Origin of the sequence: Tautonia plasticadhaerens, from assembly GCF_007752535.1 — a bacterium.
Classification (GTDB): domain Bacteria; phylum Planctomycetota; class Planctomycetia; order Isosphaerales; family Isosphaeraceae; genus Tautonia; species Tautonia plasticadhaerens.
The window spans coordinates 7,267,533-7,294,280 of the sequence record NZ_CP036426.1; the positions used below are offsets into that span (position 1 = coordinate 7,267,533).

General features: G+C 71.2%; 26 protein-coding genes and 1 tRNA gene. 9 read left to right on the forward strand and 18 right to left on the reverse strand.

From position 1 onward, the window contains the following. Nucleotides 1-36 precede the first annotated feature (36 nt). The 7 genes from ElP_RS28965 to ElP_RS38865 form a co-directional block, all read right to left on the reverse strand. The gene (locus ElP_RS28965; protein ID WP_145276172.1) at nt 37-1,437 is read right to left on the reverse strand and encodes a hypothetical protein; all 1,401 of its coding nucleotides are present in this window, start codon (nt 1,435-1,437) and stop codon (nt 37-39) included. A gap of 102 nt (nt 1,438-1,539) precedes the next feature. Further along, a complete protein-coding gene (locus tag ElP_RS28970) occupies nt 1,540-2,574 on the reverse strand; it encodes a 5-oxoprolinase subunit C family protein (RefSeq protein WP_231749301.1) in 1,035 nt (344 codons plus the stop codon). Further along, a complete protein-coding gene (locus tag ElP_RS28975) occupies nt 2,571-3,299 on the reverse strand; it encodes a 5-oxoprolinase subunit PxpA (RefSeq protein ID WP_231749302.1) in 729 nt (242 codons plus the stop codon). Before ElP_RS28975 ends, ElP_RS28970 begins: the two co-directional genes overlap by 4 nt. A gap of 81 nt (nt 3,300-3,380) precedes the next feature. Further along, on the reverse strand, nt 3,381-4,646 hold the full coding sequence (locus tag ElP_RS28980; protein ID WP_145276174.1) for a rhomboid family intramembrane serine protease: 1,266 nt from the start codon (nt 4,644-4,646) through the stop codon (nt 3,381-3,383). Between the two features lie 77 nt (nt 4,647-4,723). Continuing rightward, the gene (locus ElP_RS28985; RefSeq protein ID WP_261344392.1) at nt 4,724-5,386 is read right to left on the reverse strand and encodes a 5-oxoprolinase subunit B family protein; all 663 of its coding nucleotides are present in this window, start codon (nt 5,384-5,386) and stop codon (nt 4,724-4,726) included. Nucleotides 5,387-5,419: 33 nt separating this feature from the next. After that, a complete protein-coding gene (locus tag ElP_RS28990; RefSeq protein ID WP_145276178.1) occupies nt 5,420-5,728 on the reverse strand; it encodes a carboxymuconolactone decarboxylase family protein in 309 nt (102 codons plus the stop codon). 27 nt (nt 5,729-5,755) lie between these two features. Further along, nucleotides 5,756-6,013 carry a carboxymuconolactone decarboxylase family protein gene (locus ElP_RS38865; protein ID WP_197446465.1) on the reverse strand — a complete coding sequence of 86 codons (258 nt, stop codon included), beginning with the start codon at nt 6,011-6,013 and terminating at the stop codon, nt 5,756-5,758. An 80-nt stretch (nt 6,014-6,093) separates the two neighbouring features. Between ElP_RS38865 and ElP_RS38870 the strand changes: the two genes are divergently transcribed. The 4 genes from ElP_RS38870 to ElP_RS29010 all read left to right on the forward strand — a co-directional run bounded on the left by ElP_RS38870 (nt 6,094) and on the right by ElP_RS29010 (nt 9,510). After that, on the forward strand, nt 6,094-7,311 hold the full coding sequence (locus ElP_RS38870) for a hypothetical protein (protein WP_197446466.1): 1,218 nt from the start codon (nt 6,094-6,096) through the stop codon (nt 7,309-7,311). Between the two features lie 183 nt (nt 7,312-7,494). Further along, nucleotides 7,495-8,304 (forward strand): enoyl-ACP reductase FabI, encoded by an 810-nt coding sequence (locus ElP_RS29000; protein ID WP_145276180.1) that lies wholly within the window; start codon nt 7,495-7,497, stop codon nt 8,302-8,304. A 56-nt stretch (nt 8,305-8,360) separates the two neighbouring features. Then, entirely contained in the window at nt 8,361-8,777 is a 417-nt protein-coding gene (locus tag ElP_RS29005; protein ID WP_145276182.1) for a (deoxy)nucleoside triphosphate pyrophosphohydrolase, read from the forward strand. A gap of 49 nt (nt 8,778-8,826) precedes the next feature. Continuing rightward, nucleotides 8,827-9,510 carry a hypothetical protein gene (locus tag ElP_RS29010; protein WP_145276184.1) on the forward strand — a complete coding sequence of 228 codons (684 nt, stop codon included), beginning with the start codon at nt 8,827-8,829 and terminating at the stop codon, nt 9,508-9,510. A gap of 80 nt (nt 9,511-9,590) precedes the next feature. On the opposite strand, the gene ElP_RS29015 is transcribed toward ElP_RS29010, so the two are convergent. The 4 genes from ElP_RS29015 to ElP_RS29030 all read right to left on the reverse strand — a co-directional run bounded on the left by ElP_RS29015 (nt 9,591) and on the right by ElP_RS29030 (nt 12,907). Further along, nucleotides 9,591-10,427: an ATP-dependent Clp protease proteolytic subunit gene (locus tag ElP_RS29015; protein ID WP_315852683.1), complete on the reverse strand. Its 837-nt coding sequence runs from the start codon at nt 10,425-10,427 to the stop codon at nt 9,591-9,593. Further along, the gene (locus tag ElP_RS29020; protein ID WP_145276188.1) at nt 10,354-11,004 is read right to left on the reverse strand and encodes a ClpP family protease; all 651 of its coding nucleotides are present in this window, start codon (nt 11,002-11,004) and stop codon (nt 10,354-10,356) included. The genes ElP_RS29015 and ElP_RS29020 overlap by 74 nt, the downstream gene beginning before the upstream one ends. 199 nt (nt 11,005-11,203) lie before the next feature. Next, the gene (tig, locus tag ElP_RS29025) at nt 11,204-12,706 is read right to left on the reverse strand and encodes a trigger factor (protein WP_145276190.1); all 1,503 of its coding nucleotides are present in this window, start codon (nt 12,704-12,706) and stop codon (nt 11,204-11,206) included. Between the two features lie 129 nt (nt 12,707-12,835). After that, a tRNA-Gly gene (locus ElP_RS29030) sits at nt 12,836-12,907 on the reverse strand. Between the two features lie 300 nt (nt 12,908-13,207). Here ElP_RS29030 and ElP_RS29035 point away from each other — a divergent pair. The 3 genes from ElP_RS29035 (at nt 13,208) to ElP_RS29045 (ending at nt 15,822) form a co-directional block, all read left to right on the forward strand. Continuing rightward, nucleotides 13,208-13,909: an FHA domain-containing protein gene (locus ElP_RS29035; protein WP_145276192.1), complete on the forward strand. Its 702-nt coding sequence runs from the start codon at nt 13,208-13,210 to the stop codon at nt 13,907-13,909. A 160-nt stretch (nt 13,910-14,069) separates the two neighbouring features. Further along, on the forward strand, nt 14,070-14,912 hold the full coding sequence (locus ElP_RS38875; RefSeq protein ID WP_197446467.1) for a LexA family transcriptional regulator: 843 nt from the start codon (nt 14,070-14,072) through the stop codon (nt 14,910-14,912). 127 nt (nt 14,913-15,039) lie between these two features. Next, nucleotides 15,040-15,822 carry a hypothetical protein gene (locus tag ElP_RS29045; protein ID WP_145276193.1) on the forward strand — a complete coding sequence of 261 codons (783 nt, stop codon included), beginning with the start codon at nt 15,040-15,042 and terminating at the stop codon, nt 15,820-15,822. A gap of 29 nt (nt 15,823-15,851) precedes the next feature. On the opposite strand, the gene ElP_RS29050 is transcribed toward ElP_RS29045, so the two are convergent. From ElP_RS29050 to ElP_RS29070, 5 genes are all read right to left on the reverse strand, one after another. Further along, nucleotides 15,852-16,058, reverse strand: coding sequence for a carbon storage regulator (locus ElP_RS29050; protein WP_145276195.1), 207 nt, complete (start codon nt 16,056-16,058; stop codon nt 15,852-15,854). Between the two features lie 152 nt (nt 16,059-16,210). Then, the gene (locus tag ElP_RS29055; protein WP_145276197.1) at nt 16,211-17,335 is read right to left on the reverse strand and encodes a hypothetical protein; all 1,125 of its coding nucleotides are present in this window, start codon (nt 17,333-17,335) and stop codon (nt 16,211-16,213) included. A gap of 11 nt (nt 17,336-17,346) precedes the next feature. After that, the gene (locus ElP_RS29060) at nt 17,347-18,243 is read right to left on the reverse strand and encodes a phytoene/squalene synthase family protein (RefSeq protein WP_145276199.1); all 897 of its coding nucleotides are present in this window, start codon (nt 18,241-18,243) and stop codon (nt 17,347-17,349) included. A 3-nt stretch (nt 18,244-18,246) separates the two neighbouring features. Then, nucleotides 18,247-19,809: a phytoene desaturase gene (locus ElP_RS29065; RefSeq protein ID WP_145276201.1), complete on the reverse strand. Its 1,563-nt coding sequence runs from the start codon at nt 19,807-19,809 to the stop codon at nt 18,247-18,249. A 90-nt stretch (nt 19,810-19,899) separates the two neighbouring features. Next, complete coding sequence (locus ElP_RS29070) at nt 19,900-21,018, reverse strand: polyprenyl synthetase family protein (protein ID WP_197446468.1); 1,119 nt, start codon at nt 21,016-21,018, stop codon at nt 19,900-19,902. Between the two features lie 1,283 nt (nt 21,019-22,301). Between ElP_RS29070 and typA the strand changes: the two genes are divergently transcribed. Both typA and ElP_RS29080 read left to right on the forward strand, forming a co-directional pair. Beyond that, on the forward strand, nt 22,302-24,140 hold the full coding sequence (gene typA, locus ElP_RS29075; RefSeq protein ID WP_145276205.1) for a translational GTPase TypA: 1,839 nt from the start codon (nt 22,302-22,304) through the stop codon (nt 24,138-24,140). Nucleotides 24,141-24,166: 26 nt separating this feature from the next. Further along, nucleotides 24,167-24,574, forward strand: coding sequence for an ACT domain-containing protein (locus tag ElP_RS29080; protein WP_145276206.1), 408 nt, complete (start codon nt 24,167-24,169; stop codon nt 24,572-24,574). 40 nt (nt 24,575-24,614) lie between these two features. Here ElP_RS29080 and ElP_RS29085 read toward each other — a convergent pair whose 3' ends face one another. Further along, nucleotides 24,615-25,856: a CmcI family methyltransferase gene (locus ElP_RS29085; protein WP_145276208.1), complete on the reverse strand. Its 1,242-nt coding sequence runs from the start codon at nt 25,854-25,856 to the stop codon at nt 24,615-24,617. 2 nt (nt 25,857-25,858) lie between these two features. Then, nucleotides 25,859-26,704 (reverse strand): sugar phosphate isomerase/epimerase family protein, encoded by an 846-nt coding sequence (locus tag ElP_RS29090; protein ID WP_145276210.1) that lies wholly within the window; start codon nt 26,702-26,704, stop codon nt 25,859-25,861. Nucleotides 26,705-26,748: the final 44 nt, after the last annotated feature.

Sequence of the window (26,748 nt, forward strand, 5' to 3'; positions counted from 1 at the left end):
TAATGACGGGCGGTGCCGACCCGACCGGGATGGGGATCAGTCCGCCTCCCGGACGATCTCGAAGGGCAGCTCGCCGACCGCCCCGGCGCCCGAATTCAGGTCCTCCTGGGAGACCCGGAAGCGGTAACGACCCGGGGGGAGGGACGCGGGCAGCGTGAGGCCGTAGCCGACGAAGAAGTCGAGGCGGGCCCGGGCGCAGCAATCCTCCAGGGGGCGGACCTCCCGCCAGAGGGCCTGGCCGCCCGCCTCCGGGACGATCTCCAGGGCCGTCCAGAGCCGGGCCGCCTGCGCGTCCCCCTCGGCCTCGTATCGGACCCCCTCCAGTTCGCAATAGACGATCAGGTCCTGGCCCGCCCGGCAGGCCCCGGCGACGATCGGATCGACGCGGCCGAACCCGAAGACTTCCCGGCAGAAGGCCACCCTGGCGACCCGCAGCGTCGGCTGCGGGTCGAGGCCCGGGGGCCCGGCGTCGGGAGCATCGGGGGTCGGCGTCGGGATCGGCTGCGCCTCGATCGAGCCCCCGGCCGGGGCTTCGGCCAGGTCCGGTTCCGGATCGGCGAGCATCACCATCACGGTCTGCCAGAGGGTGGCATCGTCGACCTCCCCCTCGGCCTCGGCGACCCAGTCGAGCACCCGTTTCCGGGCCGCCCAGACCTCGGCCGACCCGTCGCCCTGGGCCTCGGCCTCCTCGGCAAGGTCGAGCAGGTCCTCCAGGCCGGCCCTCCAGTCGTCGTCCGGCGGGATCGCCCGCGCGTCGTCGTCAGGGCTCGACGAGGGCGACTCCCCCGACGCCGACGCGGCGGTATCCGCCGGGTCGGCGTCGGTCTCGGTCTGGATCGGCTCCAGGGGGGGCAGCTCGATCGGCTCGGAGGCGGTTGGCCCCGTCCCGGGCTCGAACGGCTCCGACTCGATCGCTTCGGGCGGGATCGGCGGGATGTCGACCGGGGACGCCTCGGGGCCTTGCATCGGCCCCCCGTGCTCCGGCGTCTCCGGGGCGAACGGGACCGGGGAGTCGGCCGGGGTCACCCCGCCCTCGACCGGGGCGATCGGTCCCGCCGCCGGATGGCCGACGCCGGGCTCGAAGACGACGCTCCGGACGGCATTCGCCCGGACGAGCGCGGCGTCGAGCATGGGGGTGGGGGCCGGGGGCGCCAGCGCCTCCTCGGGAGAGACCGGCTCCAGCACGGGGAGCGGGGGCAGATCCCGGCGATCGGCCAGGCGATCGGCATCGGTTCGGTCGTCCGGCCGGGACGCGTCGTCCGGCCCGGCGTCGTCCGGCCCGCGATCGCCGCGCAGATAGGTCGCATTGGCCCGGACCGGCACCGGGTAGAGCGACGGGTCGAGCCGGCGACGGACCGGGATCCAGTCGCAGCCGGCCGCCAGGGCCAGCAGCATCGCCAGGGCCTTGGCTCTCCAGATCGGGGCCACCATGCGCATCGTGGCGTCCTTGCCGGGACTCGGGACGTCCAGGGGACGAGGGGTCGGGCCCCTCAGGACCGAGGGGCCGCGATCCTCCGCGTCGGAGATCGGATCGGGGCGTCAGCTTACCGATCCCCCCCGCCCCGGCAAGGCCGAATTCCCGCTGCCGGGCCCCGGCAGCCCTCCCGGGACGTCCCTCGACAGGCTCGCGACCCGGAGCCGGCTCCGACTCCTCCGAAGCCGATCGGCCCGATCCAGCCGCCTCGCGTGCTCCAGGGAGATCGGCCGGAACCGGATCGGCCTGCCCGGCCTCGCCTGGGCCAGCCGGCGGAGGTCGACCGAGACGACGTGGGCCACATACGGGTATCCCCCCATCGTGCCGCAGGCCACGCCGAGGACGATCGGCCTGCCGCCTGACACCTGCACCGCCCCGGGGGAGACGGGGACCGACAACCGATCGGCAAGGGCCGACACGCCCACCTCCGGACCGTCCAGTCGGAGCCCCATCCGGTCGCTCTCCGGCAGGACCTCGAAAGCGTGACGGTGCCATCGGCGGTCGTCCAGCAGCCCGGCATCGGGCCCGTCGACGACCCGGATCGGCGCCTCGTCGTCGACCGGGTCGATCACGTCCGGCCCGGGCCACCGCACCGGAGACCATCCCGGGACGGCGGGCAAGACGTCCCCCGGGCGGATCGGACGCTCCTCGGATCGGCTCCCGAGCACGACCGGCGACCGCCAACCTCCCCGGACCGCCAGGTAGGTCCGGACCCCCGAGGCCGCCCCGCCGAGTTCCAGCACGTCCCCGGCCCGCATCCCGAAGGCGATCGGGGGCGAGAACCGGCGGGGGGAACCATCGGTCCCCCTCCGGGTCGCCGGCATCGGCGCCCCGGCCAGGGCCACCGCCAGGGGGACCTCGGCCCGGAAGGAACCGCCGAAGAGGGTCAGTTCGAGGCTCGCCGCCTCGGGACCGTTGCCGACCATCGCGTTCGCCAGCGCGTGGCTCGGCAGGTCGAAGGCCCCTCCCTCGGGCACCCCTCGGTGTCGGTGCCCGGGGCGTCCGAGGTCCTGGACCCTCCCCCCCACGCCGGCCCGGAGGACGGTCAACGCCCCGATGGCCTCCCCGTCATCGACGGCGACATCGACCGCCGACCTCACTCCTCGAAGCTCCGCACCACCACCCCCGCCCCGGACAGGGCCGAGCGGATCCGGTCGGCCAGGGCCACCGCCCTGGGGTCATCCCCGTGCAGGCAGATCGTCTCGACCCGGCCCCGATCGACCAGGGCCAGGACCTGTGCCACCACCTCCGCCGGATCCTCGATCACCGCCCCGGGCTCCGATCGGGGCACGAGCGAGCCGTCGTCCCGGGTCCGACGGTCCGCGAACCCTTCGGGCACGAACCGGAGCCCCGAGGCGCGGGCTTTCTCCTCCAGCACGCCGCCGGGCAGCCCGAGGATCGGCAGGTTTCGGCCGATCAGCGCCGCGATCACCCCGTCGGCGATGGTCGGATCCCGCTGGGCCTGGTTGTAGAGCGCCCCGTGCGGCTTGACGAACCGGACCACCGCCCCGGCCTCCGCCGCCCAGGCCTCGAAGCGGTCGAGCTGCTCCCGGACGACCTCCCGCACCTCCTCCCGGGTCGCCGCCCGCTCCCGACGCCCGAATCCCTCCCGATCCGGGAATCCCGGGTGGGCCCCGATCGCCACCCCCCTGCCCCGGGCCGCCTCGATGGTCCGGAGGCTGACCTCGCGCCCTCCCGCGTGGGCCCCGCAGCAGATCACCGCCGAGCTGACCCGATCGAGCAGCGCCTCGTCGTCGGGGAAGCCTTCGCCCAGGTCGGCGTTCAGGTCGATCGCGAGGGCTCGGTGCGAGGAAGGGACGATCACGATGGCGGCTCCGATCTCTCGAATGCCGATGGGTAGACCACGGATAACCCGGGGGCGGGATCGGGGCCGATCCCTCGCCCCTCAATCATCCCCCTCGACTTCCAGGACTCCTTCGGCCTTCAACTCCTCGGCGCGTCGGAGCAGTCGCGACCGGAGGGCCTCCAGGTTCTCGGGAAGGGCTCCGGCGGGGATCGGCTCCAGGATCCTCGACGCGGCGAGGGGACGTTCCTGGCGATCGATCAGGAACTGGGCCAGCCGGAGCCGGACGCGATGGGCCCGGGAGGGATGACGGGCGATGAACTCGCGCATCGGGCCGACGGCCTCGGCCTCGAGCCCCTGCTCCAGCAGGACCCGGATCAGCCGGAGGTGCTCCGCCTCCTCCAGCCGGTAGCCCGGCAGGAGGTCGACCGCCTTCAGGTGGGCCTGCAGGGCGGCCGTCGCCATCTGCTGGTCGAGCATGTGAGCCACCCGGCGCCGGGCGTCGGCGATCCGCGCCTCCGACGGGAGCCCCGACCCGCCCCCTCCTCGCCCGACCGGGACCGGCGTCGAGCCCTCGGGCTCGGTCCCGGCCCGCTCGATCCGTCCCGTCGGGGCCGGATCTCGTCGCTTCCCCGCCTTCGGGGTCCAGTCTCGTCGAGTCGAACCGGTCCCCGACTTCCGGGCCAGCCGCCGCTTGCGACGGAGCGAGAACAGGTCCCAGTCCTCGCAGTCGACGAGGTTCGACCGCACCAGGACCGTCCCCAGCAGCAGGCCCCAGATCGCCCCCGTCGCATGACCGAGGGCCGAGGAGAGCGTCAGCCCGGTGAAGAAGAGCGAGGCGAACTCCCAGCCGATGTAGAAGATCGCGAAGAGGTAGATGGCCACCTCCTTCACGCCCGTGAGGATCCGGAAGCCGACGAAGAGCAGGTAGAAGACCGACAGCTCGTTCCTCGGCGCCCAGATCAGGACCATCCCCATCAGCCCGTAGATCACCCCCGAGGCCCCCAGGGCGTAATCCGGGTCGGCCCCCAGCAGGGTCGCCTGGATCGCGGCCCCGGCGAGCACCTCCAGGCCGAGGTAGATCCCCAGGAAGGCGAGCAGCCCCACCTTCCCCTCGACGATCAGCCCGAAGGACCAGAGGAAGATCATGTTCCCGGCCAGGTGGAAGACGTCGGCGTGCAGGAAGCCGTGCGAGATCCACTGGAGCGGCCGGACCCCCTGGCCGACGGCGAGCTGGTAGCGCTCCCAGTCCTCCTGCCCGAAGTACTCCAGCGAGGCGAAGAAGGCGGCCACGTTCAGCACGATCAGGCCGATCGTGCCGATCGGTCGGTGGTAGATCGGGGCGTCGGTCCCGAGCGGGAAGATCATCTGACAGCGGCCTCCGGCTCCGAGCCGCCCCGGGCCCGCCCGGGTCGCGACCCAGGCATCGTATCATGTCGAGGCGATCACGTCCCGACGGCGCCCACCGCCTCGTCGTCGAGCAGGAGGCCCCGCAAGGCCTCGAACCGGCCGGGGCCGATCGGCTCGAAGCGGACCCGGTCCCCGACCCCCATCGCGAAATAGCCCCGGGCCGGATCCGCCAGGACCACCGGCGTCCTCCCGATCAGGTGCCAGCCCCCCGGCGATTCCCCCGGGTAGATCCCCGTCTGTTGCCCCGCAATCGCCACCGACCCGGCCGGGACCCTGGCCCGAGGGTGGGCCCTCCTCGGCAGGCCGGAGAGCGGCCCGGGGAGTTCCCCCAGGTAGGGGAAGCCCGGCAGGAAGCCGATCGCCCGGACCGTGTACCCGGTCCCGGCATGAGTCCGGATGACCTCCTCCACCGTCAGGCCGACTCGATCGGCCACCTCGGCCAGATCCTCGCCGTCGTAGAGCACCGGCACCCGGACCGACCGGCCGACGGCCGATCGCCCGCCCGGGACCGGCTCGGCCATGAGATTCGCCTCGATCGCGTCCAGGTCGTCCGCGTCCCGGGCCGCGAAGACCGCCGCCGAGCGATATGCGGCGACCACGTCCGCCACGCCCGGCCACCGGCGTTCCCGCACCGCCTCGGCCCAGGCCGCGGCGTCCCGGGTCGTCTCGAACCGGGCCAGCCACGCCCGGTCCCCCATCGGAGACAATTCCGGTCCCCCTCCCATCCGCGATCACTCGCCCGAGGGCTCGCCGCCCCTCGGCGGGGGGGAGGCGAAGTAGTTCGGGTCGGCCAGGCCGAAGGCGTCGGCCACCCGGTTGAAGAACGCGAACAACGCCGCGATGTAGACGCACTCGGCGAGCTGCTCGTCGGCCCAGCCGACCTGCCGGAGCGACTCCACCTGCTCGTCGGTGACCCGGTAGGCATGCCTGGTGATCGTCTCGACGAACCGAAGGAGGGCACGCTCGGCCTCGGGGAACGGGGCGCCGTCGAGGTCGGCCCGGGAGAGGTGGTCGTGGACGGAGGGGTCGGGTTCCTGCAACTGCAGGAAGAAGGCATGCGACCCCGTTCAGTAGGGGCACTGGTTCAGGGCCGAGACGTAGGTGGCGATCATCTCCTTCTGCCGCCTCGTCAGGTGTCCCTCGGAGAACTGCAGACGCTCGGAGAATCCCACCACGTCCCGGAAGAAGTCGGGCCTCAGGCTGAAACACTTCAGGATGCCCGGGATCTTGGGCCGTCCCGGGTTGGCCGCCTTCCAGGCCGAGTAGGCGTCGGCGATCTCCCCGCCGGCCTCGTCCTCGGGGATCCACCGGATCCGAGCCATCATGCACCTCGGGCCTGTAGAATGCAGGGGAGAACACGGCATCCGGGACGAGTCTACCCGAGGAGACCCGTCGGAGGAATGAGATGTTCCGGCCCCTCGCCCTCCTCGTGCTCGTCCTCGGCCCGACCCCGACCGCCGTCGAGGATCCCGGCACCATCGCCGCCGACCGCGTCGTCCTCCGGGACGGGACGACCCTGCTCGGCCAGGTCTCGCCCACGCGATCGACCCGGGTCGAGGTGGTCGTCCGCCGCTCCTGGGTCGAGCAGCTCGAGCCCGGTCGACTCGTCGAATGGGAGGCCCTCGACCGCCGGGCCCGGCACCGTGCCCGGGCCAATCGGCTCGACCGCCTCCGCCGCTGGAGGGAGGATCGCCGCTCGATGGCCGAGATCGGCCCCGACCCGATCGCCGAGTGGCTCGACGGGGAGCTCGATCGGCTCTCCGGGATGGCCGATGCGGCCTCATCCCCGCTCATGGTCGTCTCGGTCGACCGCCGCGACGTGACCCGGGTCGAATCCCAGGCCGAGGACCGCCGCCGGATGCTCCGCCAGGGCTGGAGGGCCGGGTTCGATGACGTGGAGACGATGCCGCTCGACCGCCTCCGGGCCGGGCTCCAGGCCCGGGGGTTCGCCATCGGCGACATCGACCCGGCGCCGATCGACGACCTGCTCCCGACACCCATCGAGTCCGACCGCCGATGGCTCGCCCGGCGGGCCAGCACCGAGGTCCTCACCGACCACGACCTCCGGCTTGTCCGCTTCGGCGACCTCGTCATGCCCGACGCCGGCCCCGGGGGAGCGCAACTCGACCGGGCCCGATTGGCGGGGGTCGTGGGCGACCTCGTCGGCGACCTGCTCGGCGCCCCGCCTTCGCAGGACCCGATGCGGCCCCTACTGGGTCGGATCGAGGCCTCGGGCCGGGTCGGGGCGGTACTGACCAGCCTGGAGGTCTCCCAGGACCTCGACCGGGTGGCCGTCGAGTCGGTCCTGCTCGTCCGGACGGGCCCGGCCCGATGGGAGCGGGCCGCCTGGAGACGGGCCGAGGCCAGCACCGCCGATCTCCCCGCCGACGCCGGCCGGGAACTGGCCCGGGATCCCCAGATCCAGTCCGCCTTCGACCTGCTCCAGGGCCTCGGCATCGGCGGGGCCGATCCTCAGGCGAAACGGCTCGGCCTGGCCGTCGGCGCCGCCACGCAGCAGGCGATGGCCCGGGCCGGAGCGGCCCTCGACGCCGACCTCCGGTCGGCCGCACTTCGGCTCGACCGGCCGGACGCCTCCCAGCCCCCGGGCGAGAGACCGCGTTGAGCGAACCGGCCTCAGGCGTTATGCTTGCGAGCATCTCGGAGTCCCGGGGCGATCGGCGTCCCGGGCGCTCGACCTCCGGCCCGACGGGCAAGGACCGCCCCGCTTGAGGCGACGTCCTCGACGGGCAGACTCGATCGTTCGATCCGGACGCACGGACCGGCAGACACCACGAGGGACCCGGCGATGGGGCTGTTCTCGGGCAAGAAGGGGCTGATCCTGGGAGTCGCCAACGACTACAGCATCGCCTGGGCGATCACGCAGAAGCTCGTCGACGAGGGGGCGGAACTGGGCTTCACCCACCTCCCCGGCGAGAAGATGGAACGCCGGGTCCGCCGGGTCGTCGACCCGATCGGCCCGAAGCTGCTCGTGCCCTGCGACGTGCAGAAGGACGAGGACATCGCCGCCGCCTTCTCCGCCGCGAAGGAGACCTTCGGCACGCTCGACTTCGTCCTGCACTCGATCGCCTTCGCCCCGCTGGAGGACCTCAAGCGCCCCTTCGTCAAGGCCAGCCGGGAGGGCTTCAAGCTGGCGATGGACATCAGCGTCTACTCGCTCGTCGCCGTCTCCCGATACGCCTCCGAGCTGATGCCCGAGGGCGGCTCGATCGTCACCCTCACCTACTACGGCGGCGAGAAGGTGGTGCCGGGCTACAACATGATGGGCGTCTGCAAGGCCGCGCTCGACGCCTCGGTCAAGTACCTCGCCTACGACCTCGGGCCGAAGAACATCCGGGTCAACGGCGTCTCCGCCGGGCCGGTGAAGACGCTGGCCGCCTCGGCCGTGGGGGACTCCGACAAGCTCGCCGGCCTCTACGAGGCCATCTCCCCCATGAAGCGGAACATCACCCGGGAGGAGGTCGGCTCCACCGGCATGTTCCTCCTCTCCGACCACGCCTCCGGCATCACCGGGGAGATCCTGCACGTCGACTGCGGCTACAATGTCATGGGTTCTCCCGGACAGGCGCTGGAGGCGGCGCTCCAGGCCAAGGGTTGAGCCCGACCGGCCGCCCGGACCGGCCGGGACACCTTCCACGCGGGGCTCGAGGGCCGATGCGAGGACCGACCGAGGCGACCCGGGTGGGCATCGGCCTGGTCCGCCGGGACGGCCGCTACCTGATCCGACGCCGCCCCCCGATCCCCGGCTCGCCGATGCCCGGACTCTGGGAGTTCCCCGGCGGCAAGTGCGAGCCCGGTGAGCCCCCGGAGCTCGCCGCCCGCCGGGAATGCCTGGAGGAGACCGGCCTGGTCGTCGAAATCAGCCGCAAGCGACGGCTGATCACGCACCGATATCCCCACGGGCTGGTCGAGCTGCACTACTTCGACGCGCGGCCGGCCGACCCGAGTTCCGAGCCCGCCCCCGACTCGGGGTTCCTCTGGGTCCCGGCCGGGACGCTGCCCGGCCTGACCTTCCCCGAGGCCAATGCCCCCATCCTGGCCGAGCTGGCCGGGTCGGTCCCGTCGCCGTGATGCGAGGTCCGCTTCCCCGGCTCCGACCCTCCCGATCGGGGGCACACCGTTGACCTCGTCGATGGCCGCGCTGCTGGTGACGCTCGGCCCCCTGGCCTGCTATTTCGCCGCCCAGGGGCTCTGGCTCTGCTCCCCCCGGCCGAGGCTGGTCTCCGGCACCGTCGACTATCTGCTGATGGCCTTCGGCCTCGGCGCCCTGCTCGCCTACGGCCCGGTGGGCGGATTCCTGCTCCAGGCCGTCTTCCGGTCGCCCGGACTCGCCGCCCACCTCGCCTGGCTGTCGTTGCTCACGACCGCCGCCCTGGCGCTCGCCGGGCCGAGCCACCGCCGGCTGCTGGTCTACAACATCGACCCCGCCCGGGCCCACGCCGCCCTCCGGGAGGCGCTGGCGCAGCTCCCCGGCGAGTTCTCCCCGACGCTCAACGGCTTCGAGGACCGGGTCGCGGGGCGGGGCCTGGCCCTGAAGACCTCGGGGCGCTCGAGGACCGCCGAGGTGTCGGCCTTCGGTCGGCGGGCCGACGAGCTGATCCTCGCGCTCGGCCCCGCCCTGAAGGCCCGGCTGGCGACCGAGCGGCGACGCCCGGCCTGGCCGATCGCCTTCGCCTGGTTCGCCCTCGCCCTGGCGACCCTCGGCGGTCCCATCGCCTGGCGATCCGCGCGACCGCGTCCGGACGCCCCGCCCAGGCCGGCCGCCTCGGGCCAACCGGACCGTCCCTCCCCCGGGCCGGGGTGACGAAAAATCGGAGGCCGACGGCCGATCGGGTCCCCCCTCGGTCGTCGGCCTCCGGACGTCCGCCGGGCGAGCCGCCGGGCTCAGATCGCCTCGGGGTTCCGGGGAGGGATGGGCATCTCCCGGTCCATCACGTTGTCGACCAGGCCGTACTCCTTGGCCTCGTCGGCCGACATGAAGCGGTCGCGGTCGGTGTCCTGCTCCAGCTTCTCCAGCGTCTGGCCGGTGTGCCTCTGGTAGATCTCGTTGAGCTGCCGCTTCATGCGGAAGAACTCCTGGGCGTGGATCTCGATGTCGGTGGCCGTGCCTTCCATCCCGGCCAGCGGCTGGTGGATCATGATCCGGCCGTGCGGCAGGGCGTTCCGCTTGCCCGCGGCGCCCGAGGCCAGCAGCAGGGATCCCATGCTGGCGGCCTGCCCCATGCAGTAGGTCGCCACGTCGCAGGGGACGTACTGCATGGTGTCGTAGATCGCCATGCCCGCGGTCACGCTGCCGCCGGGGCTGTTGATGTAGAGGTGGATGTCGGCCTTGTCGTCCTGGTGCGCGAGCACCAGCATCTGCGCCACGACGAGGTTCGCCACGGTGTCGTCGATGGCGGTGCCGAGGATGATGATCCGGTCCTGCAGCAGGCGGGAGTAGATGTCCATCGCCCGCTCTTCGCGGCCGGAACGCTCGATCACGATCGGGATCAGGGGCATCGTCTGAGGCTCCTTGGGCGAATGAGTCGGCGGTCGGCGGGGGGCAGTCGGCGGCGAAGGGAGGATGCGGAGGGCGGCGGGGTGCGGCCGGGGAGGCGGATCGGTGCCCAGTCCTGCCGACCGCCGACCGCCTCCCGACGACTCCCGATCACTTCGACGGCTCGCCCTTCTTCGACTCGTCCGTCGGGATGTGGCCGACGACGTGGTCGACGATCCCGTAATCCCGGGCCTCCAGGGCCTTGAGGTAGCGGTCCCGCTCGGTGTCCCGGGCGACCTGCTCGAAGGGCTGGCCGGTGTGCTTGGCGAGGATCTCGTTGATCTCCCGCTTGGTGTCGATGATCTCCCGGGCCTGGATCTCGATGTCGGAGATCTGGCCGCCGACCTGCCCGTAGGGCTGGTGGATCATCACCTTGGAGTGCGGCAGGGCGTAGCGCTTCCCCTTGGTCCCGCCGGCCAGCAGCACCGCGGCGCCCGAGGCGGCCATGCCGATGCAATAGGTGGCCACCGAGCAGTCGATGAACTGCATCGTGTCGTAGATGGCCATCGTGGCCGTCACGCTGCCGCCGGGGCTGTTGATGTAGAAGCTGATGCCCTGCGAGCGGTTCTCGTACTGCAGGTAGAGGAACTTCATCACCGTGATGTTGGCGATGCCGTCGTTGATCGGCCCCTCGAGGAAGACGATCCGGTTCTCCAGCAGCAGGTCGCTCAGCGTCATCTGGCGCTGGCTGTTGTAGTTGCGGTTGCGTTGCAGGACCGGCGAGAGGGGGTCGGCGTCGAAGGGCGCGCGGTCGAAGGTCATGGGACGTGGTCCTCGGGGCGGATCGGGCGGATCGGGCGGATCGCGGGCCGGTCCGGCCGGGGCCGAAAGGGGGCCGGCCACCGGGCCCCGGGTCGGCCCGACGACGGGTCAAGGCGGGCCGGTCGACCCGACGGGTCGCCCGGCCCGGACGTGCGGATGCTCGGGGCGATGCGGCCGTCACCGTCCGGCCGCCGCCGAATCACTCCTCCTCGGACGACCCCCCCGAGGCGGGCTCGGTCTCCTCGGCCACTGCCCCCGAGGCCGTCTCGTCGAGCGTGTCGGCCGCCGGCTCGTCCTCCGGCGTCGAGACTTCTTCCAGCTCGACGGTGATGTACTCCAGGATCCGGTCGATCGCCTTGCGCTCGAGGATCTGGGTGGCCAGGTTGTCCATCTGGCCCTCCTTCTCCAGGCGGGCCCGGACGCGTCGGGGCGTCTCGTCGCCCCGATAGGCGATCATCTCGATCTCGTCGGACAGGTCCTCGTCCTCGACCTTGATGTCCTCGCCCTCGGCGATCTTGGCCAGCAGGAAGAACTCCTTGAGGTTCCGCTGGGTGACCTCGTGGGCGTTGGCCCGGACCTCGGCCTCCCGGGCCCGCAGCTCGGAGTCCGAATAGCCGGCCTCCCGCATCTCGTTGACGAGGCGGCGGAGGGTCGAGATCTCCTGTCGCTTGACCAGGTCGGCCGGCAGGTCGAACGGCACCCGCTCGATCAACTGGTCGACGATCTGGCGGCGGACCGCCTGGCGGGCCTGGAATTCGACCCGGCGCTCCAGGACCGATCGCAACGCCTGCTTCAGATCTTGCTCGTCGTCGAAGCCGATCCCTTCGAAGAACGCGGGGTCGGCCTCGGGCAGGCGGACGGCCTTCAGGTCGTGGACCTGGATCGAGACGTCGACCTCCTTGCCCCGGAGGTTGGGGTCCGGGGACGAGGTGCCGATCTGCGCCTTGGCCGTCCTCGACTCCCCCGGCTTGGCCCCGGTCAGCGACTCGGCCAGCGCGGGGATCACCCCGTCCTGGAAGCGGAGCTGGGGCTGGAGGCGGAACTGCACCTCCTTGACCTCGTTGAGCGTCTTGCCGTCGTGCGAGAAGGAGAGATCCGCCACGACGTAGTCGCCCGGCTCGGCCCCGCCCTCGAGCTTCGGCACGATCTGGGCGTACCGCTCGAGGAAGGCCCGATACTGGCCCTCCACGTCGGCGTCGGCGATCTTCCGGACCGGCCGCTTGACGACGAGGTTCTTGTACTCGGGCGTCTCGAAGTCGGGCTGGACCTCGACGTCGAGCTCGATCTCCATCGGCCCGTCTTCGGGCAGCTCCATCGCCTCGAAGTCGAATTCCGGCTGGGTGATCGGGTTGAGCTTGTGCTCCTCGTCGAGCTGCTCCATGCAGGCCATCAGCAGGGCCGACTTGACCTGGCCGGCGACCTCCTTGCGGAAGCGGCGCTGGACCAGCTCCCTGGGGGCCTTCCCGGGCCGGAAGCCGGGCACCAGGGCTTCCTTGCGGAAGGTGCCGATCGACTCCTCGAACTGCTCGTCGATGTCCGATCGCGGCACGACGATCTTGACGTGCTTCTTGCACGGGCCGGCGTCGGTGATCTGCACGTCCAGGTTCAGACGCTTCTTGGCGTCCCCCTCCTGGATGGCCTCCCCCTCGGCCGTGGCGGCCTCGGTCTGGGGCTCGTCGCGCTCGTTCTCCCCGGTGCTCATCGAGGGCGGTCCTTCCGCAGAGACATCAATCGGGCCGGGGGGCAGCTCGGGATACCCCGTCCAACCCGATATGCTCGAGCGTCGGCCGCCAGCCCGGGGGTCGGTGAATCGTCCACCAATAAAATAAAGAGCGGGAGATGGGATTTGAACCCACGACAACCACGTTGGCAACGTGGTGCTCTACCCCTGAGCTACTCCCGCCCGTCGCGATCAGTCGGTGGGGCCGGCCTGATCAGCGTCGAATTGTGTGCCCCGCGTGAGCGAGACGATCCCAATATATCCCCGCCCCGGCCGCCAAGGCAAGGCCCCACCGCCGAAACTTTCCGCCCCCCCGATCGCCCCGTCGGGCCCCGCCCGGCCCCCCCGGGATTGCCCCCAGGGGGATTCCGGTGGTATCGTAGAATGGTCAACTCATTTCCGACTCGGCCCCCAGCAATCGCGCTCGTCCCGGGCCCAGGACGGTCGGGTCCTGTCGCCCCCGATGGTGCTGAGGTTCGTCCCATGGATTACCAGCTTGTCGTCCAGCACGGTCGCAGCGCCGCCAAGACCATCCGACTGGCCGACGGGGTCACCACCGTCGGCCGCCAGGACGGCTGCGAGTTGACGGTCCGCTCCTCCCAGGTCAGCCGCAAGCACTGCCAGCTCTTCGAGAAGAAGGGGCTGCTGCTGGTCAAGGACCTGGGCAGCGCCAACGGCACCTTCGTCAACGGCAAGCGGATCGAGGAGCAACGCGTCCTGGAGGCCGGGGACGAGTTGCTCGTCGGGCCGATCAAGTTCCGGGTCGAGAAGGCGACGGCGGCCGCCGCCCCGGCCGCCGCTGCCGGGGTCTCCTCCGGCTCCGACCCCGGCGCCAAGGCCGGACCCGGCGACACGGCCATCCCCGAGTCGGTCGATCCCCCGATCCCGCTCGATGAGGACGACGTGCTCTCCTTCGTCACCGGCGACGACGACACGGCCCCTCCCCCCGCCAAGGTCGCCCCCGCCGCCAAGCCCGCCAAGGCCCCCGCCGCCAAGCCCGCCAAGGCCCCGGAGCCCGAACCCGCCCAGGCATCGAGTCCCCCGGCCAAGGCGGCCGCCCCCCCGGCCAAGCCCAAGGCCAAGCCCTCCCCCGAGCCCGAACCCGCACCGGAGAGCGGCGAGGCCGACGAGGCCATCGCCGAATTCCTCATGGGGATCGAGGTCGATGACGACGACCGACGTTGATCTCATGCAACCTCCCTCCCGCCAGACATCCCTCTCGCCTTCCTTTACCTTCATCGATTGCTATACTAGGATTCTTCCACACGCCGGGCGTCCGCTCGGCCGCGAGGGGGCGGTCATTATCTCTCCCATCGCTCCCGGGGGGGAGGAGGAATCTGCACCGATGGCGCGCTGCAAGAGTTCCCCGGAGGTCGTCCGCACCAAGTGCGAGCTGGCCCACCGGCTCAAGGAAATCCGGACCGAACAGTACGGCGAGCGGGGCGGGCCGGAACTGGCCCGGCGGCTGAACCTGCCGATCCGGACCTGGTACAACTACGAGACGGGGGTGACCGTACCCTCCGAGGTGCTCCTGCGGTTCATCGAACTGACCGAGGTCGAGCCCCTCTGGCTGCTGCACGGCCAGGGCTCGAAGTTCCGACGGGTCAGGCCGATGCCCGGGGCAGACGCCCCCCCGGCCCCCCCCGGGTCGGTCCCCGACCTGCTGCGCCGGGCCCTGTCGATGCTGGAGCAGGGGGACGGGCTCGACGACCCCGGCGGGGTGATCTTCCCCCCCGCGTCCGGCCCGGATCCGGACGCCGATCAGGTCGTCGTCCGGGTCGAGGATCCCGACGCCGAGGCGGGGAGGCCGGGCGACCTCGACTTCGTCACCATGCCCCTGAAGCGGGAGTGGCTCGCCGGCATCCGGCACTTCCGGTGCATCCGGGTCCGGGGAGACGCCATGGTCCCCATCCTGGCCGACGGCGCCGTGGTCGGCGTCTCCGAGCAGTCGGAGGAGCCCGAGGCGCTCAACGGGGCCCTCGTGGCCGCCCGGGTCGGCGGCCGGACGGTCGTCCGATGGTTCCAGCTCGCCGGTCAGGTGGCCCTGCTCCGGGCCGAGGACCCGAGCTTCGAGCCGGACGTCGTGCCGGTCGCCCCCGAGGATCCGGCCGACGCCGTCGAGTTCCGCCGGATCCTCTGGTCGAGCACCCCGCACGCCTCCGCCCACTCCCCGGCGCAGCTCTCTTGACACTCGGGCCGGGCGGGCCGACCATTCTGTCATCCCGACCCGACCGGGGCCGGCCGGTGGCGGTTCGGCCCCCGGGTCGATCCGCACGCGCCAATCGCCCCGCCCCGCCCCGGCATCGAGGTCCCCAATGAGACGGCTCCCGGCCCTCGCGGCGCTCTGCGCCCTGTCCATCGCCCCGCTCGGCTGCGGCTTCGCCAGCTACGAGGCCCGGTTGCAGGCCACCGAGCGCCGGATCAAGGACGAGATGACGATCAACGCGACCCTCGCCGGGCCGATGCAGGGCGCCTTCGCCGAGAACGACATCTACTTCCGGGCCCCCCAGGGCCTGGAGCAGGTCGGGCAGTTCCAGCTGATCCCCCTGAATCCCGGCTTCTTCGAGGCCGAGAACAGCTTCATCACCCCCGGCGCCGGCGACCAGCTCTCGACCGGCCCGTACCAGGTCCACGCCCTCGCCCGGCGAGACTCCCAGGAGCCCGAGCAGGGCCAGGAGCAGCCCGAGCAGCCGCCGGTCCCCCGGGGCGACTTCCGCGCCGACGTTCTCGACGTCCTGAAAGTGGTCTACGGCGATGAGGTCACCTCCGCCCCCCTGGAGCAGGTCTCCAAGACCATCTGGCCCCGCAGCGAGCCCGCCCGCTCCCTCTCCTTCGAGCGTGCCACCCTCACCGACCGCAACCAGCAGCTCATCCACATCTACTTCTACACCGAGGAATCGGGCGACGCCACCTACAACGCCGCGCTGATCTGGGAGTTCCCCGGCGGCGAGCCCCCCACCAGCGGCGCCAACCCGGTCGACCTGACGCTGGGCACCTTCGCCGTCGGCCAGCGTGCCATCGCCCGCTTCAGCGGCCGGCCCGACAGCCCAGGCGGCGGCGGGACGGGAGACGCGGGCGCCTCGGCCATCGCCTTCTGACCGGGGCCTCGTGGAGTTCGGCCGGGCCCTCAGGTCCGGCGAGGCCCGGCCGGGCCTCGCCGATCGGGACGACTCGGCCCCCCGCCCTCCCCGGCGATCTCCGCCCGGACGACGGCGACCTGGGGAGGGGCCTCGATCCCGAGCCGGACCCGGCCGCCCTCGATGGCGACCACGGTGATCCGGATGCCGTCGCCCAGCACGATGCGCTGCTCCAGCTTGCGGCTCAACACCAGCATCGATCCCCTCCCCCGGCCCGGCCCGATCGCACCGGGGCCCGGATCGGGGTGTTCGATCGCGCAGGCCCGCGTTGCCTCTCCTGGATGCTCCGGGAAGGCAGTCGAGAACCGTCCGGACCGGGCGACACTCGGCCGTCCGGTCGCCCGCCCGATCAGCCCGGGGCCGGGTGCCTCCTCAGCCGATACGGGATCATCCAGTTGTAGAGCGGGTGGTTCATCCGGGCGGTATCCAGCAGTTCGCTGAAGCCGACCCGATTGGAACGGAACCCCGGCCCCCGGAACTCGGCCAGCCAGCGCTGGTAGCATGGCCCGGAGTCGACGTGGTGGTCGTTCCAGCGCTGCAGGCGCCTCCCGTCCCCGTCGGTGAACGTCATCGCCCCGTGGTAGGGCACGAAGAACTCATTCTTCCAGGGCTGTGCGACCGCCTCGGCCGGCCCCTCCCGGATCTCCTCCGGCTTGCCGTCCCGGCACGAGATCCAGAGCGACCGCCTCCCGCCGGACCTCGGCTCGGCGACGTAGTAGATCTCGGTGCGGTCCCCCTCGTGGACCCTCCCCCACTCCCAGCGCCGCATCGCCAGGGACAATTCCTCGGACCCGGCGTTGTGGTCGTGGTAGCCCCGGCCCTTGAAGGCGACCGAGTCGCCCCCGGGGCCGTCGATGGCCAGGGTCCCCTCGACCCGGCAATCGGCCGCCGCCAGGATCCAGCGGTGGGGCGAGCCCTCCGCCCCAAGGTCCACCTCGAACGGCTCGGTCCCCCCGGCGGGCCGGAACCGCAGGTCGGCGGTGATCCGACGCTTCGGGTCCCAGTCCGCCACCCCGACCACGATCCGGTACCCCTCCTCGTCCCGCTCGACCCGGCTGCCGGCGACGGAGACGCGGAACGGCGACGGGTCGTGATCGAAGGCGTCTCGGCGGTGGGCGTCCAGGGCGTAGGCCTGGGCCCGGTCTCCCGGGTTGCCCCGGCCCCGGCGTCGGATCGTCCCCCCCTCGGGCCGATACCAGCCGAGGCTGATCCCGCAGTGGTCCAGCGGGTGGGGCGCCGGGTGCCGGTCCGGCCGCTTCAGATGCCGCTTCGCCGCCATCCCGTAGGCCGGGTCGAAGGGGAGGCCGGCGAAGAAGATGACGACCAGCGCGTCCCGCCCGTCGTCGCTGATCGCGTCGAAGTACCACCACTCCTGCGAGCCGGGGGCTTGCAGGTCGAAGAAGCGGTCGGGGTCGAGGGCGGATGTCGTCGGAGTCGGGGCCGGGGCCGGGGAGGGTGTGGGAGAGGCGGTCACGGTGGGGTCTCTCAGGTCCAGGAGCGTCGCAGCCCTTCGCCGATCGTCTCGAGCTGGCACCCTGCCAGCAGCCGGAGCTTGCGAGCGGTCGAGACCCGGGCCCGGGATCGGAAGACGTCGTAGTCGAGGCGCTCGATCTCGTCGAGGATCCCGCCGTAGAGCCGGCCCATCACCCGGACGGTCAGCCGGCTGGTCGCGCCGATCAGCAGCGGGACGCCCCGCCCCGACTCGGCATAGGCCCGCCTCGCCCGGTCGATCTGGAACCGCATCAGGTCGCGGAACCGGTCGTCGACCCGCCCCTCGGCCAGCTGCCCCTCGGCGACCCCGAATCGGGCCAGCTCGTCCTGGGGCAGATAGACGCGGCCCCGGTCCAGGTCCTCTCGAACATCCCGGAGGATGTTGGTCAGCTGCATCGCCCGGCCGAGCGCCAGCGCCCGGGGGAAGCACGACGGGTCACGATACCCGAACACGCGGGTCATCATCAACCCGACGACGCCCGCGACCCGGTAGCAGTACAGGTCCAGCGCCTGGAAGTCCGGGTAGCGGTCGATCGTCAGGTCCATCGCCATCCCGTCGAGCAGGGCGTCGAACAGCTCCCGGGGGATCTCCCGTTCCTTCACCGTCCTCCGGAACGCCAGGACCCCCGGCGACGCCGGGCCGTCGCCGTAGGCCCGGTCGAGCGTGGCTCGGGCCTGGTCCAGTCTCCTCGACGCCTCCTCGACCCCCTCCGCCTCGTCCACCGCATTATCCGCCCAGCGGCAGAAGCCATAGATCGCGTAGGCATGCCGCCGGGTCTCCCTCGGCAGGCAATGGGAGGCGAAGTAGAACGTCCTGGCATGATGCCGGGTGATCCGCCGGCAGACCCGCTCCCCGAGGGCCAGGTCGGCATCCGCCGCCGAGACGGCCACCGCTCAGGCCCCCTCCGTTCGGGCCACGGGAGGCAGCCAGCGGTCGAGCACCTTCGCGCTGCTGACCACCCCCGGCAGCCCGGCCCCGGGGTGCGTCCCGGCGCCGACGAAGAACAGGCCCTCCACGTCCTCGCTCTTGTTGTGCGGCCGGAACCAGGCCGACTGTGTCAGCACCGGCTCGAACTGGAAGGCGGAGCCCATGTACGCATCGAGCTGCGTCTCGAAGTCCTTGGGCGTGAAAATCCGCTTCGTCACCAGGTGCTTGCGCAAGTCCGGGACGAGATGATCCTTCTCCAGGGAGGCGAGGATCCGGTCGGCGTACTGCTCCTTGATCGCGTCCCAGTCCTGGCCGCCGCCGAGGTGGGGCACCGGGCTCAGCACGTAGAACCCCTCGCACCCCGGGGGGGCGAGGCACGGGTCGGTCCTCGTCGGCGTGTGCAGGTAGAGGGAGAAGTCGTCGGCCACCACCTTCCGGTCGAAGATGTCCCGGAGCAGCCCCTCGTAGCGGGGGCCGAGGATGATCGCGTGGTGCGGCAGGTGCTCATACGTCCGGTCCGTGCCGAAGTAGACCACGAACAGGCTCATGGCGTATCGCATCCGCTCCAGCCGTCGGTCGGTCCACTTGCGGCGGTGCTCGGGGCGGATCAGCTTGCGATACGTGTTCGCCACGTCCCCGTTGGAGACGACCACGTCGGCCTCCAGCCTCCTCCCGTCGGCCAGCCGGACGGCCCGGACGCCCCCCCGCTCGACCTCGATCTCCTCCGCCCGCGCGCCCAGCTCGATGGTACCGCCGATGTCCCGGAACATCCGGACCAGGCCGTCGACCAGGGCCCCGGTCCCCCCCATGGCGAAGTGGACGCCCCAGGTCTTCTCCAGATAGTGGATCATCGCGTAGATCGACGAAGACCTCAGCGGGTTCCCGCCAATCAGCAGCGGCTCGAACGACAGCGCGACCCGCAGGCGGGGGTCCGTGATGAACTGCGAGACCCGGCGGAAGACCGGCACCTCGGCCCTCAGCCGCATCAGGTCGGGCGCGACCTTGGCCATCTCCCAGACGCTGTGGAAGGAGTGGTGGGCCAGGTCGGTGAAGGCGCGGTCAAAGACCTTCCGGGTGTACTCGACGAATCGGCGGTAGCCGTCCACGTCGTCGGGGTTGAACTTGCGGATCTCGGCCTCGAAGCGGTCGGGGTCGCCGACGTAGTCGAAGACCGAGCCGTCGTCGAAGTAGATCCGGTAGTACGGGTCGCACGGCACGATCGACACGTAGTCCCCGAGCCGCTTGCCCGCCACCTCGGCCAGTTCGTCGAAGAGGAACGGCACGGTGATGATCGTCGGCCCGGCGTCGAAGACGAACCCCTCGTCCTCGTACACGTAGGCCCGGCCGCCGGGCTTGTCGCGCATCTCCAGGATCGTGGTCGCGTATCCCTTGGCCTGCAGCCGGATCGCCGCCGCCAGGCCGCCGAAGCCGCTGCCGATGACCACCGCCCTCGGGCCGGGCCGGGCCGGGCCGTCGCCTCCCCGAGCGGGCGAGTCGACGTTCGAATCAACCACCGTCTCGATGCTCATGCCTGCGACTCTCGACCTTCGAGCGAGGGACCTTGACCGCCGGCGGTCGGACGACGACCACCCCCCCGGGAACCGGCCCGATCGCCCCGATCAGTCCCGCCCCACCCCCGCCGCCGAGGTCGGGACCCCTCCCGGCAGCAGGTCGATCAGCGCCAGCAGCGATCGCCGCTGCATCGGATCCAGCGGCGACTCGACCAGGGCCGAGTGCGCCTCCTCCTGCAACGACCGCAGCCGATCCTCGCTCGCCTCGATCGCCCCGCTCTCGTGGATCAGGGCGTGCAGGCGTCGGCGACGCCCGATCCCCGGCCCCTCGTCGAGCAGCCGGGCCAGTTCCCGACGCCCCGAGGCCGTCAACAGCCGATGGGCGTCCCAGAGCACGATCGTCCGCTTCCCGCCGTCCAGGTCCGGGTGGTCCCCCTCGTCAGGCCCGACGGCCAGGGCGTCCAGGTCGTTGCGGATCTGATAGCCCAGGCCGAGCAGGTCGCCGAAGCGGTCCAACGCCCGGCAGACGGCCCTCGGCGCCTCGGCCAGCATCGCGCCGAGCACCAGCGGCCCGGAGATGCTGTAGCGGGCCGTCTTCCTCAGGTACGCCTCGATGATCTGGGCCTCGGTGATCCGCTCCAGCGGGCAGTCGTCGTAGAGCACGTCGAGCGCCTCGCCCAGGCCCGTCTCCAGCAGCATGTCGGAGAGCAGGCGGTGGACCCCGGGCGCCACCTTCGGGTCGATCCCCGCCCGGCTCACCATCCTCATCCCGAGGGCGAACAGCAGGTCCCCGCCGATCAGGCCCAGGTCGGAGCCGAGCTTGCGGGCCCGGTCCGACTCCGGCCGGTCGTGCCCCCGTCGCAACGCCTCGTGCAGCGTGTCCCGGTCGCGGCGGAGCAGGCTGCCGTCGATCAGGTCGTCGTGCACGAGCATGAAGGCGTGGAAGATTTCCAGGCTGCTGGCCGCCAGCCAGGCCGGCCGGGGAGGCACCTCGTCCTCCCCGGAGACGATCCGGTAGCTCGCCAGGCAGATCCGCGGTCGGATCCGCTTGCCTCCCCGCAGGACGGCCCCGCAGACCTGTTCATACAGCGGTTCCAGGTGCGCGTTCCCCAGGTGCCGACGCCGGGACTCGGCCAGGAACGCATTCAGATACAGGTCGATCCGATCGCGATCGCGCCCGGGCGCGAGCCGATCGAGGACGGGGGCGGGGCGGGCGACCTCGATCACGGGAACTCCTCGACTCGAAGGCTGGGGCCGGGCCCGACGCCGACCGTCGGAGCCGGGCCCCCCCGGCAGGATCGACACGTGCAAGCCCTCCCGGGCATCGGGGACATCCCCCGGCCCGGGTCGCGATCATTGTAGACCTCCGTGGAGGCCCCCATCGGGCAATTCCCCGCTTCCCCCACTCGCCCTCTCCGCCGGCGGGGTCGAGCCCCCCGACGACCTCACCCTCGACGGCCTCGACCCCACCCCCGCCCGCTCCGGCCGGGGGCCCCCCCCCACAACTCCCTCGCCCCGACGCCCAGGCCCCCTGGTCGCGCTTTGACTTCCCCGCCGACCCTGGCGAGCCCCGGGATCTCGCCACCGACCGACCCGACCACGTCGAGACGCTCTCCGGAGCGTCCGATCGCTGGGCCGTTCCGGGCAACCGTCCCCGGGCGCCCAGACCGATTCTCCCAATTTTGAGTGAATTAAACGGCCCGCCCCCTCGATCGTATAGGAGACGGCCCGGCTCCTCTTCAACAGCCCAGGCCCCCGGCCATCACCCTGGCGACCTTCACCAGTGACGCATCATCCACACTCACGCAATCAGTCACGAAAACGATCCCACCAGGCATGGCACTATAGATCACGCAAGACAACACCCATAAGAACACGCAACCAAACATGCGCCACCTTTTCGACTCGACTCCAGACCGTGGAGATCGAGCCTCTTCACACCGATTTCATGCACGCATCAGGCAGCGTCCCTCCGCCCGGGTTGATCTGGGTCCGGAGTTCGCCCGAACTCGAAGTCCCAAGGGGAGTGTCATTTCCCCGAGCGAACCCATTTGCCGAACGCAACTCACCCAGGGCAAAGCCGTTGCGGATTTCCTCCCCAGCGCACCGATCCCCTCGCATCCCCTCCGACCCGCATCCGTCCAGCCGGATCGAGACCAATCCCAGGGGCCCAGGCATCGGGGGGAGGACCAGGGCCCTCGCTCGGTCCCCCTCTCGCACACCGGGAGCGCAAATCCGACGGAGCGAACCCATTTGACAAACCACATACCGCTCCTCCTTAACAAGTTATGACGAATTCCACTCTCACCCCATTGGCGCACCGAACCAATCCCGGCCCCGTCCGGACCCCTTCTCGGTCTCCGACCCCCGGCCGCTCCGAGAGTCGGTCGGCCTTGTCGGGATGGCTGCCCCGACCGTATTGTTAAGGTGCCGAAGTAGCCCCACCTCCCCCCCCGGCCGCATCAATCCCCGACCCCCCGAACCGGTTTCCGCCGGAAGACACCTCGAACATGACCCGACGCGACGACATCCGCAACGTGGCCATCATCGCCCACGTCGACCACGGCAAGACGACGCTGGTCGATGCCATGCTCCGCCAGTCGGGCTCGTTCCGAGAGAACCAGCTCATGGGCGACTGCATCCTCGACTCCAACGACCTGGAGCGCGAGCGGGGCATCACGATCCTGGCCAAGAACATCGCCATCGGCTATGGCGGCACCAAGATCAACATCATCGACACCCCCGGCCACGCCGACTTCGGCGGCGAGGTCGAGCGCACCCTCCAGATGGCCGACGGCTGCCTGCTGCTGGTCGACTCCTTCGAAGGGCCGATGCCGCAGACCAAGTTCGTCCTCCGCAAGGCGTTCGCCAACAAGCTCCGGCCGATCGTCGTGGTCAACAAGATCGACCGGCCCGACGCCCGGCCGCTCGAGGTCCTGGACGAGGTCTTCGAGACCTTCATCGAGCTGGGGGCCAACGACCAGCAACTCGACTTCCCCTACCTCTACGCCTCCGGCCGCGCCGGCTACGCCTCGCACGACCCCGGGGCCCGATCCGGCGACATCCGCCCCCTGCTCGACCTGATCGTCGAGAAGATCCCCGGCCCCGAGGTCGACGCCGACGGCCCCTTCAAGCTGCTCTGCACGACCCTGGACTTCTCCGAGTTCGTCGGCCGGATCGCCATCGGCCGGATCGTCTCCGGCTCCGTCCGCAAGGCGCAGCCGGCCAGCCTGATCAAGGCGGGGAGCCGGGCCATCCCCGGGACGATCAACCAGGTCCTCGTCTTCGACAAGCTCGGCCGGGTCGAGGTCGAGCTGGCCTCGGCCGGCGAGGTCGTCGCGCTGGTCGGCCTGGCCGACGTCGACATCGGCGACACCGTCTCCGCCGCCGAGGATCCGACCCCCCTGCCCCGGATCGAGGTCGACGAGCCGACCCTGGGGATGCTCTTCACGATCAACGACTCGCCGCTGACCGGGGAGGGGGAATACCTCACCTCCCGCCACCTGAAGGACCGGCTCGACAAGGAGCTGCGCTCCAACGTCGCCCTCCGCGTGGAGCCGACCGAGGACCGAGACTCCTTCATGGTCTCCGGCCGGGGCCTGCTCCACCTCTCCGTCCTGATCGAGACGATGAGGCGCGAGGGCTACGAGCTGTCGGTCGGCAAGCCTGAGGTCGTCGTCAAGCAGATCGACGGCGTCAAGCACGAGCCGTACGAGTACCTCGTGATCGACGTGCCCCAGGAGCACCGGGGGCCGGCGATGGAGCTGGTCGGCAACCGCCGGGGCGAGCTGCTGAACATGGACCTCAAGGGCACCTACGCCCACATGGAGTTCGTGATCCCCGCCCGAGGGCTGCTCGGCCTCCGCACCCGGTTGCTGAGCGCCACCCAGGGGGAGGCGATCATGCACCACAACTTCCACGAGTTCCGCCCCCACCGTGGCGAAATCCCCCGCCGCCCCAACGGCGTGATGATCAGCAATTGCCGGGGGCAGGCCATCGCCTTCGCCCTCGACGGCCTCCAGCAGCGCGGGGTGATGTTCGTCGCCCCCGGCGACGAGGTCTACGAGGGGATGATCGTGGCCGAGCACGCCCGGGACAACGACCTGGTCGTCAACCCGAGCAAGGAGAAGAAGCTCACGAACATGCGGGCCTCCGGCTCCGACAAGAACATCCTGCTCAAGCCCCCCCGCGAGCTGACCCTCGAAATCGCCCTCGAATACATCGAGGACGACGAGCTCGTCGAGGTCACCCCCTCCAAGATCCGCCTCCGCAAGAAGGAGCTCCGGGAGGAGGACCGCAGGCGCGCCGACCGCTCTTCCAAGGACCGCAAGAAGGCCGTCGGCGCCTGATCGGCCGCCCGGATCGGGGGAGGCCGATGTCCGCTCGTCCCCTGGTACTCGATCTCCTGCCCGGCAGCTTCGCCGTCTCCCGGCTCGACCCGGGCGCGGCAGTGCCGGGCTGGGCCGACCGGCCCGGCTCCCCGCTCTCCTCCCGGACCCGGACGGCCGATGAGCTTTCGGTGGTCTGCCCGGCCGACCTCGTGCCCGAGGGGGTCCGGGCGGAGCGCGGCTGGAGGGCCTTCCGGGTCGAGGGCCCCCTGCCCTTCGCGCTGACCGGCGTGCTCGCCTCGATCGCCGGGCCCCTGGCCGACGCCGGGGTCAACCTGTTCGTCGTCTCGACCTTCGACACCGACTACGTGCTCGTCCCCGGCCGGCTGCTCGACCGGGCCGCCGCCGCCCTCGAAGCCGAGGGCCATGCCGTCCGGCGTCCGGCGGGATCGTGACGTCAAGGTGCCCGGGACTTCGAAAACAAGCCGGGGAGGATCAGGCGGGCGGGTGCTTCTTCCGCAGGTAGCCGCTGGGGTTGAAGGTCATGAAAAACTTCTCCCGGTCTCGGTCGATCTCGAACGCGTCGTTGCCGGCGAGGAACTCCCGGAGCGCCTCCATCGGCCCGGGGCCGAAGCCGGGGAGGACGGGGTGGCCGTTGATGTTCGTGTCCTCGACGACGAGGTACTGGCCGGGGGTGACGATCGGGGCGTAGGCGTACAGCTCCGCGAGGACGTGGTCCCGGCTGTGGTCGGAGTCGAGCACGGCCATGACCGACCTGCCCTCGGCCCGGCGCCGGACCTCGTCGAGGATGGCGCCGTCGACCGAGGAGCCGGCGAGGTAGGTGATCCGGGGGTGGTCGCGTCGGGTGGTGTACCGGGTGTCGACGTCGATGGTCAGGATCTCGCCGTGACCGATCAGGTCGCAGAGCGTGGCGAGGTAGAACGCCGAGCCGCCGAACCGGGTGCCGCACTCGACGATCAGGTCCGGCCGGGTGTCCCAGAGGATCTCCTGGTAGATCCAGGCGTCCGTCGGGCATTTCAGGACCCGGGCCCCGAGCCAGTGCGTATTGTCCCAGGTCCTCGCGGCGGAGTCGTAGAAGAGCATGTGGAACGCGCCCACCGCCTGGTCGACGGTCAGGCGGATCGGCCCGGGCGGGGTGGGGGCAGGCGCCTCGGCGCCCTCGGGGGCGGTCGCGGGAGCAGGGGCGGTCCCGAAGTAATCCTCCTCGATCAGGGCATAGCGGTGGGCATCGTTCCAGCGGCCGTCCCGCCAGAACACCTTCCGGGAGACCCCCTCGGCGCGGTACCCGGCCTTCTCGTAGATCCGTCGCATCGACGGGTTGAAGGTGTGGCCCTCGACCCGGTGCAGTCCGAGCTGCTCGAAGGCGAAGCGGGTCCGGACCCGGACCGCGTCGGTCCCGAAGCCCTGGCCCCAGGCGTCTCGGGCGCCGAGGAACAGCCCGCCGGAGGCGCACCGCATCCGCCAGTTGACGTGCAGGCCGATCATGCCGAGGTGCCGGCCCGACTCGTCGTGGATCCCCCAGAGCAGGTCGCGATCCCTCGCCGATTCCGAGCGTTCGAAGAACGCCTCCTCCTCGCTCCGGGAGACGCCGAAGTGGTGCTTGAGGGTCGCCGTCACCGCCGGGTCGTTGAGCCAGCGGTAGGCGTTCTCCAGGTGCAGCGACCGGTCCAGCGGCACGAGGCGGACCCGGTCGCCCTTCAAGCCGACGACATCCATGATCAAGAACCCGTCCGCCGCGTGATGAAGGCGAGGCCGTCCCGGCAGAGCCCCATCGGGTCCGGGAAGAGGTCGCGCCAGACCCTCGTCGCCGCCGCCAGTGCCGGCAAGGCCCGACCGAAGGCCTCGATCGTGTACCAGCCGTCGAATCCGGCCGCCTTGAGCCCCCCGAAGTACCCGTCCCAGTCCACCTGCCCGGTGCCGGGCGTCCCTCGGTCGTTCTCCGAGACGTGGGCGTGGACGATCCGGTCGCCGCACGAGGCGATGGCCGACTCCTGCCCCTTCTCCTCGATGTGGGCGTGGAAGCTGTCGTACATCATCCGGCACGACGGGTGCCCGACGGCATCCACGAACCTGGCGGTCTGCTCGGCGGTGGTCAGGAAGTAGTTCTCGAACCGATTGAGGTACTCGCAGGCGAGCATCACCCCGTGGCCCTCCGCCTTCTCGGCGGCCTTCCGGAGCGAATCGACCCCGAACTTGAACTCCTCCCCGGTCGGCGCCTCCCCGGAGAAGTGCCCTAGTGCCGAGTGGATCGGCCCGCAGAGCACCTCCGCCCCGGCGGCGGCGCAGCAGGCGAGCACGCCGTCCAGGTGGGCGACCGCCGCGCTTCGGACCGATGCGTCGGGCGAGATCGGATTGACCTCGGGCCCCATGACCGTCACCGCCGTGGCGCCCAGGCCCAGTCCCTCCAGCCGCTTGCCGAGCCGCTGGTAGGGGGCCGTGTCGGAGCCATCGAAGATCGGGATCTCGACGCCGTCGAAACCCAGGGCCTTGAGCTGTTCCAGCAGCGCATCATGCTCGGGGGTGACTGCGTCGGCCCAGAGCAGCAGATTCATCCCGATCTTCATGGCGGTCGTTCCCCTTCGTTGGTTCGGTTCGACGACGGTCCGGG

Bases quoted from the DNA above. Each gene is read 5' to 3' on its own strand.
- ElP_RS29020 (WP_145276188.1), bottom strand. From the start codon at position 11,004: ATGACCTTCGACCGCGCGCCCTTCGACGCCGACCCCCTCTCGCCGGTC.
- ElP_RS29050 (WP_145276195.1), bottom strand. From the start codon at position 16,058: ATGCTGGTGTTGAGCCGCAAGCTGGAGCAGCGCATCGTGCTGGGCGAC.
- ElP_RS29080 (WP_145276206.1), top strand. From the start codon at position 24,167: ATGTCCGCTCGTCCCCTGGTACTCGATCTCCTGCCCGGCAGCTTCGCC.
- ElP_RS29090 (WP_145276210.1), bottom strand. From the start codon at position 26,704: ATGAAGATCGGGATGAATCTGCTGCTCTGGGCCGACGCAGTCACCCCC.
- ElP_RS29035 (WP_145276192.1), top strand. From the start codon at position 13,208: ATGGATTACCAGCTTGTCGTCCAGCACGGTCGCAGCGCCGCCAAGACC.
- ElP_RS28980 (WP_145276174.1), bottom strand. From the start codon at position 4,646: ATGATCTTCCCGCTCGGGACCGACGCCCCGATCTACCACCGACCGATC.
- ElP_RS29000 (WP_145276180.1), top strand. From the start codon at position 7,495: ATGGGGCTGTTCTCGGGCAAGAAGGGGCTGATCCTGGGAGTCGCCAAC.
- tig (WP_145276190.1), bottom strand. From the start codon at position 12,706: ATGAGCACCGGGGAGAACGAGCGCGACGAGCCCCAGACCGAGGCCGCC.
- ElP_RS29045 (WP_145276193.1), top strand. From the start codon at position 15,040: ATGAGACGGCTCCCGGCCCTCGCGGCGCTCTGCGCCCTGTCCATCGCC.
- ElP_RS29005 (WP_145276182.1), top strand. From the start codon at position 8,361: ATGCGAGGACCGACCGAGGCGACCCGGGTGGGCATCGGCCTGGTCCGC.
- ElP_RS38865 (WP_197446465.1), bottom strand. From the start codon at position 6,013: ATGATGGCTCGGATCCGGTGGATCCCCGAGGACGAGGCCGGCGGGGAG.
- ElP_RS28965 (WP_145276172.1), bottom strand. From the start codon at position 1,437: ATGCGCATGGTGGCCCCGATCTGGAGAGCCAAGGCCCTGGCGATGCTG.
- ElP_RS28985 (WP_261344392.1), bottom strand. From the start codon at position 5,386: ATGGGGGACCGGGCGTGGCTGGCCCGGTTCGAGACGACCCGGGACGCC.
- ElP_RS38875 (WP_197446467.1), top strand. From the start codon at position 14,070: ATGGCGCGCTGCAAGAGTTCCCCGGAGGTCGTCCGCACCAAGTGCGAG.
- typA (WP_145276205.1), top strand. From the start codon at position 22,302: ATGACCCGACGCGACGACATCCGCAACGTGGCCATCATCGCCCACGTC.
- ElP_RS29085 (WP_145276208.1), bottom strand. From the start codon at position 25,856: ATGGATGTCGTCGGCTTGAAGGGCGACCGGGTCCGCCTCGTGCCGCTG.
- ElP_RS38870 (WP_197446466.1), top strand. From the start codon at position 6,094: ATGTTCCGGCCCCTCGCCCTCCTCGTGCTCGTCCTCGGCCCGACCCCG.
- ElP_RS29065 (WP_145276201.1), bottom strand. From the start codon at position 19,809: ATGAGCATCGAGACGGTGGTTGATTCGAACGTCGACTCGCCCGCTCGG.